Origin of the sequence: Kineosporia succinea (assembly GCF_030811555.1) — a bacterium.
Classification (GTDB): domain Bacteria; phylum Actinomycetota; class Actinomycetes; order Actinomycetales; family Kineosporiaceae; genus Kineosporia; species Kineosporia succinea.
In genome coordinates, this window is the sequence record NZ_JAUSQZ010000001.1 from 1,945,764 (window position 1) to 1,962,302 (window position 16,539).

General features: G+C 70.0%; 12 protein-coding genes. 6 read left to right on the top strand and 6 right to left on the bottom strand.

What is annotated here, in order from left to right; genetic code table 11:
• Nucleotides 1–287: 287 nt before the first annotated feature.
• Together J2S57_RS08570 and J2S57_RS08575 are read left to right on the top strand one after the other, a co-directional pair.
• Nucleotides 288–1,220 carry a glycosyltransferase gene (locus J2S57_RS08570; RefSeq protein WP_307240281.1) on the top strand — a complete coding sequence of 311 codons (933 nt, stop codon included), beginning with the start codon at nt 288–290 and terminating at the stop codon, nt 1,218–1,220.
• Nucleotides 1,217–2,662: a hypothetical protein gene (locus J2S57_RS08575; protein WP_307240283.1), complete on the top strand. Its 1,446-nt coding sequence runs from the start codon at nt 1,217–1,219 to the stop codon at nt 2,660–2,662. The genes J2S57_RS08570 and J2S57_RS08575 overlap by 4 nt, the downstream gene beginning before the upstream one ends.
• Nucleotides 2,663–2,699: 37 nt before the next feature.
• Here J2S57_RS08575 and J2S57_RS08580 read toward each other — a convergent pair whose 3' ends face one another.
• Complete coding sequence (locus J2S57_RS08580; protein ID WP_307240285.1) at nt 2,700–5,087, bottom strand: MATE family efflux transporter; 2,388 nt, start codon at nt 5,085–5,087, stop codon at nt 2,700–2,702.
• Between the two features lie 214 nt (nt 5,088–5,301).
• On the bottom strand, nt 5,302–6,399 hold the full coding sequence (locus J2S57_RS08585) for a glycoside hydrolase family 26 protein (protein ID WP_307240287.1): 1,098 nt from the start codon (nt 6,397–6,399) through the stop codon (nt 5,302–5,304).
• A gap of 198 nt (nt 6,400–6,597) precedes the next feature.
• On the opposite strand from J2S57_RS08585, the gene J2S57_RS08590 reads away from it, so the two are divergent.
• Nucleotides 6,598–7,599 carry a WcbI family polysaccharide biosynthesis putative acetyltransferase gene (locus J2S57_RS08590; protein ID WP_307240290.1) on the top strand — a complete coding sequence of 334 codons (1,002 nt, stop codon included), beginning with the start codon at nt 6,598–6,600 and terminating at the stop codon, nt 7,597–7,599.
• Nucleotides 7,600–7,742: 143 nt separating this feature from the next.
• On the opposite strand, the gene J2S57_RS08595 is transcribed toward J2S57_RS08590, so the two are convergent.
• Nucleotides 7,743–9,050, bottom strand: a complete 1,308-nt coding sequence (locus J2S57_RS08595; protein WP_307240292.1) for an MATE family efflux transporter — start codon at nt 9,048–9,050, stop codon at nt 7,743–7,745.
• A gap of 607 nt (nt 9,051–9,657) precedes the next feature.
• Between J2S57_RS08595 and J2S57_RS08600 the strand changes: the two genes are divergently transcribed.
• Nucleotides 9,658–10,608, top strand: coding sequence for a glycosyltransferase family 2 protein (locus J2S57_RS08600; RefSeq protein WP_307240295.1), 951 nt, complete (start codon nt 9,658–9,660; stop codon nt 10,606–10,608).
• A 78-nt stretch (nt 10,609–10,686) separates the two neighbouring features.
• Here J2S57_RS08600 and J2S57_RS08605 read toward each other — a convergent pair whose 3' ends face one another.
• The gene (locus J2S57_RS08605; RefSeq protein WP_307240297.1) at nt 10,687–11,865 is read right to left on the bottom strand and encodes a glycosyltransferase; all 1,179 of its coding nucleotides are present in this window, start codon (nt 11,863–11,865) and stop codon (nt 10,687–10,689) included.
• 276 nt (nt 11,866–12,141) lie between these two features.
• Between J2S57_RS08605 and J2S57_RS08610 the strand changes: the two genes are divergently transcribed.
• Nucleotides 12,142–13,113 (top strand): glycosyltransferase family 2 protein, encoded by a 972-nt coding sequence (locus J2S57_RS08610; protein WP_307240299.1) that lies wholly within the window; start codon nt 12,142–12,144, stop codon nt 13,111–13,113.
• Nucleotides 13,110–14,735 (top strand): FAD-dependent oxidoreductase, encoded by a 1,626-nt coding sequence (locus J2S57_RS08615; protein WP_307240301.1) that lies wholly within the window; start codon nt 13,110–13,112, stop codon nt 14,733–14,735. The genes J2S57_RS08610 and J2S57_RS08615 overlap by 4 nt, the downstream gene beginning before the upstream one ends.
• A 52-nt stretch (nt 14,736–14,787) precedes the next feature.
• Here the strand turns inward: J2S57_RS08615 and J2S57_RS08620 are convergent, their stop codons facing one another.
• Together J2S57_RS08620 and J2S57_RS08625 are read right to left on the bottom strand one after the other, a co-directional pair.
• The gene (locus tag J2S57_RS08620; protein WP_307240304.1) at nt 14,788–14,997 is read right to left on the bottom strand and encodes a DUF397 domain-containing protein; all 210 of its coding nucleotides are present in this window, start codon (nt 14,995–14,997) and stop codon (nt 14,788–14,790) included.
• 16 nt (nt 14,998–15,013) lie between these two features.
• Nucleotides 15,014–15,859: a helix-turn-helix domain-containing protein gene (locus tag J2S57_RS08625; RefSeq protein WP_307240306.1), complete on the bottom strand. Its 846-nt coding sequence runs from the start codon at nt 15,857–15,859 to the stop codon at nt 15,014–15,016.
• Nucleotides 15,860–16,539 lie beyond the last annotated feature (680 nt).

The window sequence follows — 16,539 nt, forward strand, 5'->3', positions numbered from 1 at the left end:
TAGTCCTCCTGGTCGTGAAAATCGAACGGCTCCCGGACGCCCCGGCCTGGTCCGCCGAACGGGGTTCAGCGCCCGTAGCCGGACAGGTTTCTCTCCACGGGAGCTACCCTCATACCTGCATCAGTGTGACACGAACGCCCAGCCAGAGCGGCAGGGATGAACAGTCTCAGACTGTCCGTCCCCTCTCATTGCAACGATCGGATGCATGCCGATGACGCAGTGCCTCTGCGCCGTCACGGAGAGCATGTCGCGGCCTGCCGAGCAGGCCTCTTCACTTGAGGAGTGACGTGGATTCAGGCGCCCAGGACGGGGCCGCACCCGCTTACGAGCTGATCATCGTCAGCTACAACAGCCGGTCACAGGTAGAAGGGCTGCTGGCCGGTCTGCCCGCAGACCTGCCCTTCGCCCTCGTGGACAACGCGCGCGGAGCCGACAATCTGCGCGAGCTCATCCAAGACCGCCCGAACGCCCGTTACCTGGAAGGTGCCGGGCAAGGGTTCGCCGTGGCGGCGAACGCGGGCGCACGCAGCTCGGCCTACGAGTATGTGATCTTCGTCAACCCGGACTGCCGGCCGACGCTCGCCGGCCTCGACAGCCTGGTCTCGGCGCTGGCCGCCGAGCCGAACCTGGCCTCCGCCGCGGCGACCACGGTCTCCGGCGACGGCTCGGTCGAGATCGGCACCGGTGGCTGGGAGCCGACCCTGCGCCGCGCCCTGGTGCACGCGGTCGGCCTGCACAAGATCGCGCCCCAGGCCGGGCTTTTCGCCAAGCCGCGGCCCTACCTGCCGATCTCGGTGGACTGGACCACGGGCGCCTGCATGGCGGTGCGGGTCAGCACCTTCATCGGCCTCGGCGGTTTCGACGAGCAGTTCTACGTCTACAACGAAGACGTCGCGTTCGGCCGGGCGGTGCGCGAGAAGAACCTGTCGCAGCTGCTGCGCACCGATGTCCTGGTGCAGCACGCGGCCGGTAACTCGGGCGCCCCGTCCAAGGAGATGCTGCGCCTGCGCGGTGCCTCGATGGCTCGGTACGTGGCCCAGCACAACAGCACCGAGACCGCCCGCGGCATCCGGCTGGCGCTCGCGCTGGGCTACACGCCCCGCATCGCGCTGGCCCTGGCCAAGGGCGACAAGGGCCGGGCCACCGAGCACTGGAGCTACATCCTCGGAGTGACCACCGGCCGGGCCAGCGTGGGCGGCCGCACGGTGACCAGAGCGTGAGTGACGTCCCCGCCCCCGGGCCCGGCACCGGCCGGGTCCCGGCCACGACCGGCCGGCTGACCCGGCAGTCCCGCACCCGCTGGAGGCGTTCGTCCTCCAGCCCGCAGCCCACGCTGGACGCGCTCGCCAGTTACGACGAGCGCTCCGGCCGGCTGCGGCTGGTCGACGCCCTGGCGACGCGTCCGGTCAGCGAGGCCGACCGCAAGTACATCCTGCGGGTTCTGCAGATCACGCTGATCGTGGCCGTGATCGGGCAGCGGTTCACGCTCCCACTGGGTGGATTGCCGATCTCCCTGCCGCTGGTCGCCTCGTACGTGGCGGTCGCGGCGGCCCGGGCCCGGGGCGGGGTGCGTTACAACCGGGTGCGCAGCGAGCTGTTCATCGCCTCGGCGGCGCTGATCATGATCGCCACGTACGTCTCCGGCATGCTCGGCAACTTCATCTCGATCAACTCGGTGTTGTTGCTGCTGATGATCTACCTGCCGTGGATCTTCTGCATCAGCGCCCAGTTCCGTGATCTGTACGTGCCGCTCGCGCGGCTCTTCGTGCGGATCATGCTGGTCGCCGCCGTGGTCGGCCTGGGGCAGATGGCCGCCCAGCTCTCCGGGGCCTGGGTCTACAAGGACTACATCCTGTCCTGGGTGCCGGAGAACTTCCTGGCCCAGAACTACAACACCTCGTACGAACTGGCCTGGAACGACCCGACGACCAAGGCCAACGCCTTCGTCTTCCTCGAGCCGTCGTTCCTCTGTCAGTACCTGGCCCTGGCCCTGGTGCTCTCGCTGATGATCCGGGCCTCGGCCTGGCAACCGGCGGTTCTCGGCGTCGGCATGGCCGCCACGCTGTCCGGAACCGGCATCCTGCTGCTCGTCGTCAGCGTGCTGGTGATGGTCGTCGTGGCCCCCAACCGCATCCGTCCCACCTACGTGCTGGCCGGTGCCGTGGGGTTGGCGATCGTGTTCGCCACACCGGCCGCGGACATCCTGCTCGACCGGAGGAACGAGACGTCCCAGCAGGGTTCGTCGGGCTACATCCGGTTCGTGCAGCCGTACACCGAAGTCTCGAAAGCCCTGGCCGAAGACACCTCACGGCTCTTCGTCGGGGCGGGTCCCGGATCGTCCGACCGGCTGCTCACCTCGGCCCGGTCGGGTGGTGACGCGGTCGTCTACACGATCCTGCCCAAGACGGCCTTCGAGTACGGCCTGGTCGCCATGGTCTTCTTCGTGGGCTTCCTGCTGGTCTCGATCTACCGCGGACCACCGATACCGGTTGTCCCGACCGCGATCACGATCATGATCTTCTTCCTGTCCGGCAGTCTCCTGCAGCCACACACGATCGTGCTGGCGTGGCTGATGACGAGTCTGTGGGGCAAGCCGGTCACCGTCGGGGTCTCGGACGCACTGGCCGCGGTGGTCCGGCGCGACAAGGCCGGAGTCGGCTGAGGTCAGCCGGTTCCACCGAGCACCACCAGGAGGAGGGCTACCTCCACCGGTCCCGAGGATCGGTGGAGTGGCTCTCCTCCTCTTCGTCCGGCCAGGCCGACGCGGACGGCCAGGCCGATGCGGACGGGTTGGACGGACGGGCCGGGGTGGACGGACGGGGCGGGCCGGTACGACCGGCGGCCGGACGCGGGTGCCTCAGCGGCTCGGGTCCGGGGCCCGGCTCGTGCGGGAGCGGCGGCATGAAGAAGGTCTGATCCGTCTCCGGTCGAGGCCGGCGGTCCTGCCCGTCCTGGTCCCGGGTGCGCGCGCCCGGAGCGAACCGGGGGTCGCGAGAAGGCTGGCGATCGTCGTAAACCGGGTTGCCGTATCCACGTTCGTGACCCCGACCGCCGTCACTCCGGCCACCATCACCCCGGCCACCGTCACCCCGACCGCCAGCACCCCGAGCGTCGCGACCCCTAGCGTCGTAAGCCTGGTCATCGAAAGCCTGGCCGTTGTGAGCCTGGCCGTTGTGAGCCTCGCCGTTGTGAGCCTGGCCGTTGTGAGCCTGGCCGTTGTGAGCCTGGCCGTTGTGAGCCTGGGCGCCGTAAGTCGCCCTGTCGTGGCCCCGAACGTCGTAAGCCTGGATGTCGTACCCCTGGCCGCCGTGCGCCTGGTTGTCGTGGACCCGGCCTCCCCGAACCGGGCCCGCGGACCCGCGGTCGCCGTACACCACGTCCTCACGCTCGCTGCTGCCGCGCCCCGGGTTCTCGCGACCGTTCCGGACCCGCTCGTCGTAGGCCCGGTCGTCGTACTGGTCGTACGGCTCGTCGTACCGCGGGCCACCCAGCAACTGCCCGGCGTACTGCGGCTGTTCGTGAGACCGTTCGTGAGGCCGTTCGTGAGGCTGGCCGTAGGGCGGTTCGTAGGACTGGTCGTAAGGCTGCTCGCGAGACTGGTCGTACGGCTCGAGAGCCCGCCCGCCGTAAGGCCGTTCGGCCTCCTCGTCGTACCCGGGCCCGTCGTACTCAGGCCCGTCGTACTCAGATCCGCTGTACTCAGGCCCGCTGTACCCGGACCCGCTGTACCCGGGCCCGTCGTACCCCGGCCGCTCACCCGCCGACCGGACGTCCACCACCTGGCTCTGCGGCCCGTCCTCGGTCCACTCCCGCGGCGCCCCGTTGGCCCGCAGGAAGATGAACCACGAGGCGAAGAGCCCGACCGTCTGCGCGACGGCCATGCCCCAGGCCGCGCCCTGGGCACTCGCCACCGCACCGCCCAGAGCGCCCAGGCCCAGCATCAGCGGGGCCTGCATGAACGTCACCCGCAACATCTGGTCGGCCCGGCGCAGGGCCTTGAGCCCCAGGCTGGCCCCGTAGGCGAAGGCCACGGTGACCGTGACCAGGCCCATCGGCAGCAGCACCTCGCGGGCGTTCGCCCAGTTGTCACCGAAGAGCACCGCCCCCAGCGACTGCGGCACGGCGATCAGGAGCAGCAGCCAGACACAGGCCGTCCCGCAGATCACGATGCTGATCGTCAGGGTCTGCTTGAGCAGCGAGCGCCCGGTCTGCGCGGTGCGGGTGAGCAACGGCAGCCCGAAGGCGGCGCACCCGGAGAAGAAGAGGTTGAGCGGCCCGAGCAGGGTCTGCGCCGCCCGGATCGCCCCCAGCGCGGTGGTGCCGACGATGCCCACGATCGCGTACCCGACGAGCGTGGTGGCGCCCTGGTTGAAGGCGAAGTCGAGGCCCATCTTGACGTTGATCTCGCGGGTCTCGCGGTACCAGGCGAGGGCCTCGAACGGGTCGGGCACCACCCGGGCCTGCACGATCCCGACGACGGCGGCCACCATCGCGGCCCCGCCCCAGGCCAGGGTGATCAGGAAGATGGACTCGGAACCGGACGACAGCAGCACGACCAGCAGGCCGAACTGCACCGCGGTCCAGATCCCGTCGTTGATCGTGGCCGAGCGCGGCCGGCCCTCGGCGAAGAAGATGCTGCGCCAGATCTCCTGCAGCATCAGGCCCGGCATCGACAGCGCCAGGGCGAGCAGGCCCATCCGGCTGTCGCCGCTGAAGAAGAAGCCCATGACCGCGCAGATCAGCGCGCTGACGACGCCCAGGGTGAGCCCGGCCCCGGTGGCCTGGCGGGTGGCCCGCCGGCGCACGTGCCGTTCCGCGTCGGTGAACCGGACCACGTAGGCGTCACCGACGGCGCTGCGGCCCAGCCCGATGAAGAACGAGAAGGTCACCAGCGCCAGCGAGAACGCGCCGAACCGCTCGGCGCTCAGCTCGCGGCCGATCACCAGAACCAGCGCGAAGTTCTTCAGACTGGACAGGGCCTGGTCGGAGAAGGTCCAGATCATCCGGCTGCGGCCGGACTGCGGCATGTCCACCTCGGCCACGAGGTCCGAGGGGTCGGGGGCCAGGTGCCGGCCGGTCACCACCACGTCAGGTCACCGGGGTGCCGGAGCGACGGCGGTGGGAGGGACGCGGGACGGGAACGGGTGCGCAGGTGCGGCCGGGCATTCACGCACACCTTTCCGATGGATGTCACCGCGCAGACGGCGGGCCGGTACATCTCCGGCGCCCCAGACTAACCGTTCGTCTCTACCCGGCCGTCCGCACGGCCGACCCGGAACCACTCCCCGAGCCCCGGGTCGATCACCCGGCCGACGCCCCGAACAGCTCCCGGAAGACCTGCCCGGCCTGCGGGTACGTCGTCATCAGGCGGTGCGGTCCGTCGTGCCCGTCGACCTCGAAGTACGCCTGGTAGGCCACCCGGTTCTCCGGGTCGGCGATGAACTCGTGCATGCGGCGCAGGTAGTCCGGGTCGTCGCCACCGCCGTGGTCGTCCTCCCGGTCCCAGAGACCCCACTCCGGCAGGGACATCGGCTTCCCCTTGCGCGCCGCGTACTGCGACCAGAAGTGCAGTCCCCGGTGCCCGCCGTAGATCGCCCGGTTCCAGGCGTTCTCCTGCCGGCCCGCCCGGCACCCGGCGTCGCAGTCGTCCGGGTAGGGGTAGGTGAACAGGCCCCAGGCGTTGTCGTAGGCGTCGATCCCGATGTAGTCGACGACGTCGTTGCCGGGGTAGTAGTCGACCGCGTCGTAGGTGTTCTTGCCGTTGTTCGGGTTCCAGTCGAACTCGAACTCCTGCCCGGGCACGGCGCGCATGGCGGTCACGACGTGCCGCCAGTAGGCGATGAACACGTCCGGGTCGTCCGTGGCCCAGCGCGAGCCCTCCAGGTTGAACTCCCAGCCCAGCCGCAGGATCGCGTCTTCCTGGCCGCCCTCCACCAGGTTGGTCGCCAGCTGCGTGAAGTACTGGTCGTACTCCCCCGCCGCGCCCCGTTCCATCGTGTCGTCGGTCGCCTCCGGCAGCATGGCCAGCGAGTACACGGGGCGGTAGGGCGTCTTGGCCCAGGCCTCGATCATGTACTCCGGATCGGCGATGTCCGACCAGGTCTCGCGGGTGGAGAAGTCGACGACGTAGTCCACGTCACGGCCCAGCCAGGTCGCGAACGACCGGACCTCGGCCGGTTCCGTGCCCCGGAACACCCCCACGCGGGTCGTCACCGGCGGCCGGTCGAGGACCGGCCCGGACAGCGCCGGGTCGGGGCGGCGCAGGTACCACACGACGGCCGCGGCCACCACGAGCAGGAGCACCACCGCGACGGCGAGGAGCCGGAGCCCGAGCCGCCGGGAGGGGCGAGGACCGGACGGGGTCGTCTCCGCCCGGCCGTGCGTACTGACGACCGCCATGGTCCGGATGATCCTTCGGGGGCAGGATGTTGAACAGTGAAGTCACCCAAAGGTAGGCAACTACCCCTGAGGGGTGGCTGAGCGGGTGTCGATCGTCGGCCGCAACGACGCGGTGGGCGCAGCGGTGCTGAACTATGCTCGAACGCCCCCGGAAGCCGAAGCCGCGGCCGATCCTCGCCGCACAGATCGAGAGTGCTGATGAGCCTGATCCGTCGTACGGTTGCCCGCGCCCTCCCGGCGCCCGCCCTGAGCGTCGCGGTGCACCGAGACCTCTACATGCCCGCCCAGCTGCGGCGCGACCACCGTCCGATCGCTCTGGTGTTCGGCAACTGCCAGGCCGAGGCGCTGCGCCGGGTGCTGGTCACCCACCCCGGCTTCGCGGAGCGCTACCAGCTGCTGCGAATCCCGGCGGTGCACGAGATCTCGGCCAAGGAGCTCGAGCTGATCGAGGCCCGGCTGCCCGAGGTCGAGGTCTTCATCGCGCAGAACGTGAAGCCGGGCTACCGCGGCATGGCCCTGGGCACCACCGAGCTGGCCCAGAAGCTGCCCTCGACGGCCCGCACGCTCGGCTACCCGGTGGCCTACTTCGAGGGCCCGTTCCCGTTCCACGTGTACGTGAACCGCGAGGGCACCGCGATCAACGCGTCCGCCCCGATCACCGAGTACCACGACCTGCGTCACCTCTACGCGGCGAGCAAGGGCTGGAACGCCACCACCACGCTGCGCAAGCTCGACGAGCTGGTGCTCGACCCGGACTGGGTGCGCAGCAACGCCGAGCGCTCGCTGGGCGAGCTGGCCAAGCGCGAGTCGGAGCTCACGGCACGGCTGACCCCGATCATCGCCGAGCACCCGACCACCAGCTTCCGCACGCTGAACCACCCGGTCAACGGCCTGGTGACGCAGGTGGCCCGCCAGCTCCTGACCCAGCTCGGGTACGCGGACGCCGACCGGGTGCTGGACTCGCGGCAGTTCTACCTCGACCACACCTCGGCCCCGCTCGAGCCGCAGATCGTGCGGGCGCTGGGCGGCGAGCCCGACGCCGACACCCGGGGCGAGTGGATCACGCCCGAGGGCACGTTCAGCCGCTCCGACGTGGTCACCGCCCACCTGGCCTTCTACGCCGACGAGCCGGGCCTGGTCGAGATCGGGGTGCGCAAGCACGCCGAGCGTCTGCGCGTTCTCGAATCGATGTGGCGGTGAAGAACTCTCACCCATGACGGACGCGTCGGTCACCTGACCGGGACGGGTATCCGTCCCGGTCAGGCCGGGTGAGGCCGGACCGGGACAGCCCCGAAGGGCCTGACACCGACCTCAGGGACTCAATGCCTCAGGGAGTCAAGGCCTCAGGCCGGCTCGGGGTCCGCCAGCCCGCGGCGCGGGTCGCCGTCGGCCTTCAGCAGCAGCACCCAGCAGTAGACCAGGCCCATGGTCTGGGCCGCCGCCAGCCCGTAGACACCGAGCACGACGCCTCCGGCCCAGGCCCCGGCCAGACCGAGCACCAGCATCAGGGGCGCCTGGATCCGGGTGATCCGCAGCATCAGGTCGGAACGGCCCAGGGAGACCAGCGCGCTGCTGGCCCCGAGCACCGCCGCACCGGCGAGCAGCACCAGGCCGGACGGCAGCATGACCTTGGCCGCGCCGTCCCAGTTGTCCTTCAGGATCTTCACGCCGATGCTGTCGGGCAGCACCACCAGTGCGGTGACCCAGATCGCGGTGATGGTGGAAAGGGCCGCGCTGCACAGGATCGCGAGGCGCAGCAGGCGCTCACCGCGCACCGCCGCCCGCGACATCAGCGGCAGGATGAAGGCGTTGAACCCGGCGAACAGCAGGTTCAGCGGGCCGAGCAGGGTCTGGGCTGCGCGCATGGCACCGACCGCGACCACACCGACGATGAAGCCGATCAGGTAGGTGACCGCGTTCACCGCCCCGGTGTTGATCGCGTAGCCGAGGCCGAGCGGGTAGCTGAGGTCCTTGGTCTCCTGCACCCACGCCTTCGCCCTGCGCGGTGAGGGTGCCACCCCGGTCTGCTGCCAGCCCAGGATCGCCCCGACCAGGGCCGAGAGCCCCCAGGCGAGCGTGATCACGAAGACCGAGGGCTTGCCGGTCAGGAACAGGAACCCGAGAGCGCCGAACTGCAGCACGGCCCAGGTCAGGTCGTTCATCGTGGCCGAGGCCGGGCGGCCGGCCGCGAAGAACAGGTGCCGCCAGGTGTCCTGCAGCACCAGACCGGGCAGCGAGATCGCCAGCGCGGTGAAGGCAGCCGCCGCGGAACCGCTGAACAGCGACGCGACCAGGGCCACGACCAGGCAGACCAGCCCGGCGGCCACACCCATCACGAGTGCGGCGCCGGTGGCCCAGGCGGTGCCCCGGCGGCGCTCGGACGCGTTGGCCGCGCTGAACCGGACCATGTACGGCTCACCCACGAAGGCCCGGACCAGGCCGACCACGAAGCCGTAGGTGAGCAGGGCCAGGGCGAACGAGCCGAACACGCCGGGTGCGACCGCACGGGCGACCACGATCGACAGGGCCGCGTTGGTGAGACTGGAGAGCGCCTGGTCGGAGAACGTCCAGAGCATCCGGCTGCGGCCGGCGTAGTTGTCGCCCGAGGTGGTCTGCACCGCCACCGGACCGGTGTCGTCCTGACCGGGCATCACGGCCGGTTCCCGGGCGAGGCCGGAGCGGGAACGAACAACATAAGTCACCTTTTCGTGAACGCGCGGACCTGCCGGACCGGGTCTGCTTCCTCGCCGTGACGCCGACCGAAGCCCCGAGACTAGCCTTTCGCGTCCTACGAGCAGAATGTGGCAGCGCACCCGAGCCAGGTCACGAGCGTCCGGCAGCGAGGCGGACGCGTCAATGGGCGAGTCAGGGGTGCACTTGCGGCGTCGCTACTCGCTGTGATTTTCGCCAGGGGCCCCGCCGAGGACTGCCCGGGTGCCCGCCGAGCGCAAACCCGGTCGTTTTTCCGGGGCCCGGCCGCCGCGTCCCCCGGTTTCGCGACACCCTCGTTCTTCTGGAACTCACCTACCGGCAACCCACAAGACCACCTAAAGAGCATCAAGACGGACTTAACGCAAAACCAGATCGGCCAAACGGCTGACGCGGTGGTGATTGCCAGGTACAACACAGGCCAAGGCCCTTAACTAGACATGCACTTCTCTCAGTTGGCTCTCAGCTGGCCTTAGGATGTGCATGGAAGCATGAAAGAGTAGTTTCGTACGTGTTGCCTACGGAGAGGCCTGATCGAACATGCCGTCTGTGAGCGTGGTGATCGCCTGCCGTAACGCTGCCGACACACTCGGCATTCAACTCGAAGCGCTGTCCCGCCAGCAGTACGACGGCGAGTGGGACGTCATCATCAGCGACAACGGGTCGACCGACCACACGCGAATTGTTGCGCAGCGTTACATGAGCGTGCTGCCGGGCCTCCAGATCGTCGACTCCTCCGACCGGGCCGGCGCCGGGCACGCCCGCAATGTCGCCGCCCACGTCTCCACCTCCGACTTCCTGGCGTTCTGCGACGCCGACGACGAGGTGGCCGAAGACTGGCTGAGCACGATGACGGCCGCTCTGGCACGCAACCCGTTCGTCGCCGGGCGCTTCGAGTCCCGCAAGCTCAACTCCGAGCGGGTCTGGCGCTCGCGCCCCCTGCAGCAGGACACCGGCCTGCAGGAGTCCCCGTTCGGCCCGGGGCTGCCGCACGCGGGCGCCGGCAACATGGGCATCAAGCGCGACGTCTTCCTCGCCGTCGGCGGTTTCGACCAGGCCGTCGGCACGCTCGAAGACACCGACCTGTGCTGGCGCGTGCAGCTTTCCGGCACCGCCCTGATCTTCGCGCCCGACGTCAACGTGCACGTCCGCCTGCGCAGCTCGTTCCGCAAGATGTGGCGCCAGGGGCTCAACTACGGCCATGCCTCGGCCCTGCTCGAGCAGCGCTACGGCAGCAAGCCGATCGCCAGCGTCACCGCCGTCACCACCTCGCTCGCCGTGATCAAGGCGACCCAGGAGTCCGAGAACGCCCGTTCGGCCGGTCCGGTCGCCGGGGCCCTGAAGCTGCTGCGCGAGAACCCCTCCCCCGGCGCCCTGCTGTGGGCCGTGGGCTGGCACGTCGGCCACCGCGCCTACAAGGACGACGAACTGCCGCCCCTGCCCGCGCTGACGGCCTCTCCGGCCCCGTCCTCGGAGAGCCAGCTGCGCCAGGCCGGCTGAGAGCCCGACCCGGTCCTGCTCGTACGAGAAGGCGGCCTCCCCGGTGGGTACCGGGAAGGCCGCCTTCTCGACGCGTCCTCAGTGCTCCAGGAAGTCCAGCAGCGGCTGCAGCGTGACGTCCCACGAGTAGTGCTTCTTCACCCAGTCCTGGGCCACGGCCGAGGTGTCGCGCGGCGAGCGCAGCCGCGCCACCACGGTGTCGGCGAACAGCTGCGGGTCGATGGCCAGGCGGTCGACCAGCTCGGAGGGGATGTCCTCCAGGCCGGAGGCGCCGACGTCGGTGGAGACGATGTCGATGCCCGCCGCCAGGTACTCGAGAATCTTGATGCGGGAGCCGCCGCCGGCCAGCAGCGGCACGATGCCGAGCAGGTGGGCGTCGAGCACCGTGGACATGACCGGCGGGTTGGCCAGCAGGGTGATGCCGTCGGGCGCGCAGGCCTCGGTGACGGCCTTGCCCGGGTTACGGCCGGCGATCGTCACCGTGGCGTCGGGCATCTGGGCCCGCACCAGCGGCCAGACCTTCTCCGAGAACCAGACGATGCCGTCGATGTTCGGCTCCCAGTCGAGGGCGCCGGAGAAGACCATCGAGTTCGGCGGGCGGTTGCCCGAGGGCGTGACCTGCCCGGCGAAGATGCCGTTCTTGGCCACGATCCCGCCGCGTTTGGCGTTGAGGGCCCGGGCGTCGGCCGCGGTGCAGACCATCACCGGGTAGTGGTCGGCCACGTGCGCCTCGAGGTGACGCAGCAACCGCACCTCGGCGTTCATGGCGAGCCGGGCCTTGGCCGAGGTGGCCAGCTGGGCGCGCTGATTCATCAGGTCGGACTCGATGTTGTGCATGCTGACGACCACCCGGTCGCAACCGGCGGCGACCTCGTCGGTCAGGCCCGCCAGGGCGGTGTGGTCGATGATGCCGACGTCGTAGCGGCCCTCGGCCGCGTTCCAGAGGTTGTCGAGCAGCTTCGAGCCGCCGGTGCGGATCCCGCTCAGCGACTTGTAGCGCCAGCTGGTGCGCAGGCGGCGCAGCGCGTCTCCACCGGAGGCGCGGCCCGGGTGCTCTTCCAGCGGGCGGCCGGGCCCCTTCGCGACCACGCCGTCGGGGCTGACCACGGTGGTGTCGTAGCGGGTCGCCAGCGTCTCCAGGATGGCGAGGGTGCGCAGGGTGCCGCCCGAGGTCGGGACCGCGGAGAACTCCTTGGTCACCAGCAGAGCGCGGGGGGTACCGGCGGCGCCGGGCTTGGGAGCGTCAGTCGTGGGCACCCCCAGACCCTAACCACTGCTGAGACCCCGTGGCGTCGCGAGCGGCCTCGGACCAGCCCGGAGAACCACTTGCACGGCGAACCGTGACGGCCCGCTACCAGGGGTTCCGAAGCCCGTCAGATCCGGTTTAAAGTCCTCCGACAGCGGGTTCACCGGCGTCGGCGCGCGGCTGGTTCCGGACTTGCCCCGTGTGTGAAACATACGGCGGCTACGCTCCGGGCATCCGGCCCACGATCAAGACAGGATCAAACCGATGGTCCTCACGAACGGCGCCTCATGACCACTCACCGGCCCGCGGTGACCGTGTGCATCCCCACGTTCAACCGCCGGGAGCTGCTCGCCCGCAGTCTCCGTAGTGTGCTCGACCAGTCCTGGGAAGACGCCGAGATCATCGTCTCGGACAACGCGTCCACCGACGGCACCGAGGACTACGTCCGGTCGCTCGACGACCCGCGCCTGCGCTACGACCGGCTGCCCTCGAACATCGGCCTCTTCGGCAACCTCTCGCGCTGCCTGGGCCTGGGCTCCGGCCGCTACCGGGTGGTGCTCCCCGACGACGACAGCATGCTGCCGGGCAACCTGGCCGCCAAGGTCGCCTTCCTCGACGCGAATCCGGGTGCGGGTTTCGTGCACTCCGCGTTCCGGTACCTCGACGCGGGTCCCGAACCGCAGCCCGAGACCCAGAACTGGTCCCGCCTGACCGCCGACACCCTGGAGCCCGGCGTCGCCTTCCTGCGGCGCTCGCTGGCCGTGGGTGGCATCGTCTGCGTCTCCTCGGTGATGACCCGCAGCTCGATGGTCGCGGGTGAGCGCTTCGACATCTCCGACGGCCCGTACGCCGACATCGCGCTCTGGTGCCGCATCGCCGCCCGGTCCGACGTCGGCTTCCTGGCCGCGCCGCTGTCGGGCTACATGGTGCACGGCGGCTCGGCCAGCTCCGGTTTCCAGCTGGTGGAGGTCGCGGGCGGCCGGCACCAGCTGACCATGCAGCACGCCGACGCCACCCTGCAGGCGCACGGCCGGTTCGTTCAGCGCGCCGACATCAGCCCCGAGCTGAGGGCCGAGCTGGCCGCGATCGTGGCCGAGGCCGACCGCCGGATGCGCCTGAGCGTCCTGGCCAACCGCACCATCCCGCCGAACGCGCTGCGGGTGCTCAAGCGCGCGGTCGGCTGGGGCCGGGGCAACGCGCTGCACAACCGGCTGTCGCTCGACGGCCACAACGGCGAGGCCCCGGAGGTCACCGCGTGATCGAGGCCGATGTCTGCGTGGTCGGAGCCGGTCCGGCCGGGTTGTCGGTGTCGTCGGTGCTGGCCGGGTCCGGCGTGCGGGTGGTGCTGCTCGAGGGCGGCTCCGAGGCGGCCTGGCGCCAGCTCGCCGACGTGCGTTCCGAGGGCGAGGACGCCTACCCGCAGAGCGACGTCACCCAGACCCGGGGCTCGGGCATCGGCGGCACGGCCGGTCAGTGGAGCTACCGGATGAACAACGTGGACGCCGATCCGGAGGCCGGTGAGCGGGGCTGCCGCTACGCGCCGCTGGACGCGATCGACTTCGAGCGGCGCGAGGAGGTGCCGCACTCCGGCTGGCCGATCACCCGCTCCGACCTCGACCCCTGGTACTCGAAGGCGCAGAAGATCGCCGGGCTGGGCGAGTTCGCCTACCACCCGAACTCCTGGAGCACCCCGCAGGCGCAGCCCCTCGACCTCGACCCGTCGCTCGTCGAGACCCAGATGTTCCAGTTCGCCCCGGCCTCGATCTGGGTGCGCAAGGTCTCGGGCGCGCTGCAGGCCGCCGGCGTGCGGATCGTCACCGACGCCAACGTGACCCGTCTGGAGGTCGACACCCCGGGCACCCGGGTGACCGGCGTCCACTTCTCCCGCACCGACGGCACCACCGACAGCGTGCGCGCCCGGGCCGTGGTGCTGGCCACCGGCGGTATCGAGACCGCGCGGCTGCTGCTGATGTCCGACGACCGGGTCACCGGCGGCCTGGGCAACACCAAGGACCAGGTGGGCCGCTACTGGATGGAGCACCCGCTGGTGCGCGGCGGCATGCTCCTCGCCCGCCCCGGGGCGAAGCTCGGCGAGCGGCTCAAGCTCTACGACGCGCACTGGCAGGGCTCGACCAAGATGATGGCCAAGCTGTCGGTGGCCCCCGACCGGATGCGACGCGAGGGACTGCTCTCCACGAGCTGCCTCTTCCTGCCCCGGCACGAGGTGATCGCGGGCAGCGCCGTGCAGGCCTACACCGAGATCCGCAGCCCCTCCGGCCGCGGCTCCGGGCTGCTGCACCAGGCGGCGCTGGGCGCCCGCATCGCGCTGGGGGCGAAGAACCTGCTCACCGCCCGCCGGGCGATCGCCGAGCAGCCGGGCCTCGACCTGTCCGGCTGGTCGCGGCAGCCGGACGCGGGCCGGTTCCGGGTGTTCGAGATCGTGCACCAGACCGAGCAGTCGCCCGACCCGGACAACCGGATCACGCTCGACCGCGACACCCGCGACCGGTTCGGCCGGCCGGTGCCGGTGCTGAACTGGCACTGGAGCGCCGAGGACCGCCGCCGCATCACCCGCTCACGCAACCTCTACGCGCAGGCGTTCTCCGAGGCCGGGCTGGGTGAGTTCGCGCAGACCGACTGGGACGGCGGCCAGCCCCGTCTGCTGGGCGGCAACCACCACCACCTGGGTGGTGTGCGGATGTCGCCCGACCCGGCCACCGGCGTGGTGGACGCCGACGCCCGGGTGCACGAGGTGCCGAACCTGTTCGTGGCCGGCAGCTCGGTGTTCCCGACCGGCGGCTCGGTGAACCCGACGCTGACGATCGTGGCGCTCTCGCTGCGGCTGGGCGCGCACCTGGTGAAGGAACTGCCCACCCTCTGAAAGAGGGGCCCGGCTGCCAGAGCCGGACCCCTCTTTCCAGGCAGAGCACGAGCTACGGCGTGCGCAGCTCGCCCCCGGCCACCCCGTCGACGAACGCCGACCACTCACCCCGGGTGAAACGCAGCACCGGCCCCTCGGGGTCTTTGCTGTCACGCAGAGCTACACGACCCTCACCGAGGAATGCGACTTCCACGCAATTCCCATTCACGCCGGAGCGACTGGACTTGATCCAGACGACATTGGCCAGCTCGTCAGTTCGCATTGCCCGGTTCCGTCCTTCATCGCAGTCGGTCGGTCACCATGCGCGCTGATTCGGCAGGGGACGCGGCCGTGGCCCGCAAGTGGTCGAAGGCAACAGTACAGGCCCGGACCTCGTCCTCGGTCTCCCGAAACATGCTCCCCGCCATGGTTTCGACACAGGCCACGGTCGGGTCGGGATCGGGGAAGTCGAGCAGCGAGAACGAGCCGAGCATGCCGACGTGAGAACCGGCGCTAAAGGGCACGACCTGGAAAGTCACGTTCGGCAATTCCATCATCGACAGCAGGTGCTCGAATTGATCACGCATCACATCGGGCCCTCCGACAACCCGATGCAACACCGCTTCGTCGACAATGGCCCACAGAGCCAGGGGATTACTGCGCGTTAACAAATCCTGACGCCCGACCCGGATCTTGGCCTGCAGGTCGATCTGGTCGGCCGGCATCAGCGGCATCTGCCCGGCCGAGGAGGACCGGATGTAGCCCGCCGTCTGCAGCAGGCCGGGGATCAGCAGCGACTCGTAGTTGCGCACCGACGCGGCCTCGGACTCGAGCTGGATGTACATGCTGTACTCCTCCGGGATCGACCCGGCGTACGGCTGCACCCAGCCCTTCTCGCCGGCCGCCTTGAGCAGGGCGAACAGCGCGTCCCGCTCCTCGGGGGCGACCTGGTAGAGCTCCAGCAGGCTGGTCAGCGTGCGGCGCTGCGGGCGCCCCTTGGCGGTCTCCAGCCGGTAGAGGGTGGCGACATTGATGTCGGTGCGTCCGGCGACGTCCTCGCGGCTCATCCCGGCAGCACCCCGCAACCGGCGCAGCTCGCTCGCGAGTCTGCGCATTCGGACGGTCGGCGGCGTGCGCGAGGCCATGGACCTCATCCTTTCGGTCAAGTGTTCACCCGGACAAGCGCAAAATGAGTTTGCAATCCTTGCATTTACTCATCGGTCACTCGTATTGTTACGACATGGCGCGGGGATGAACGAGTCCCTCCCGTTCACCCCGCGCCCACCAAATTCCTCCCGTGACCGCTCCGGGCCCTGGTTCCTTCCCGTTCCGAACAGCCGGGCCACAGCTCCGGCCACCTGGCCGTGCCCGCCGGGCCCAGCGCCTCTACCATCCGGTGCAGCATCGGTACACCCCCTGGTGAGACCCGGATTCGGGCCCGGATACGCTTTGGTCACAAGACGCAGAGGCCGACGCCGACCACTACGTCAGACCCGGCCACGGACCACGCCACCAGCGCCCCGGCGCCGGTGGCACCAACTGGACGCCGCGACCACGGACGGACCGGCCGGACCAGGAGCACGGTAGTTCCGTGCGCCGAACGGTCGCCCGGAGTGGCGCAGGACACAGTCGTCCGAGGCAGAGGGCTCAACCCGACGCCGAGACCCGCCGACCAATCCCGACAGGGAGGTCGGCAAGGCGCCGAGGACGTCGCCGAACCCGCCCTGAGCAGCGACGACGTAGTGGTGCGGAAACCTGCCGGTCGATCCGGACAGATGGCACAAACCCTTGCCGCCGATTGTTCCAGATGATGCCAATGCAAGAC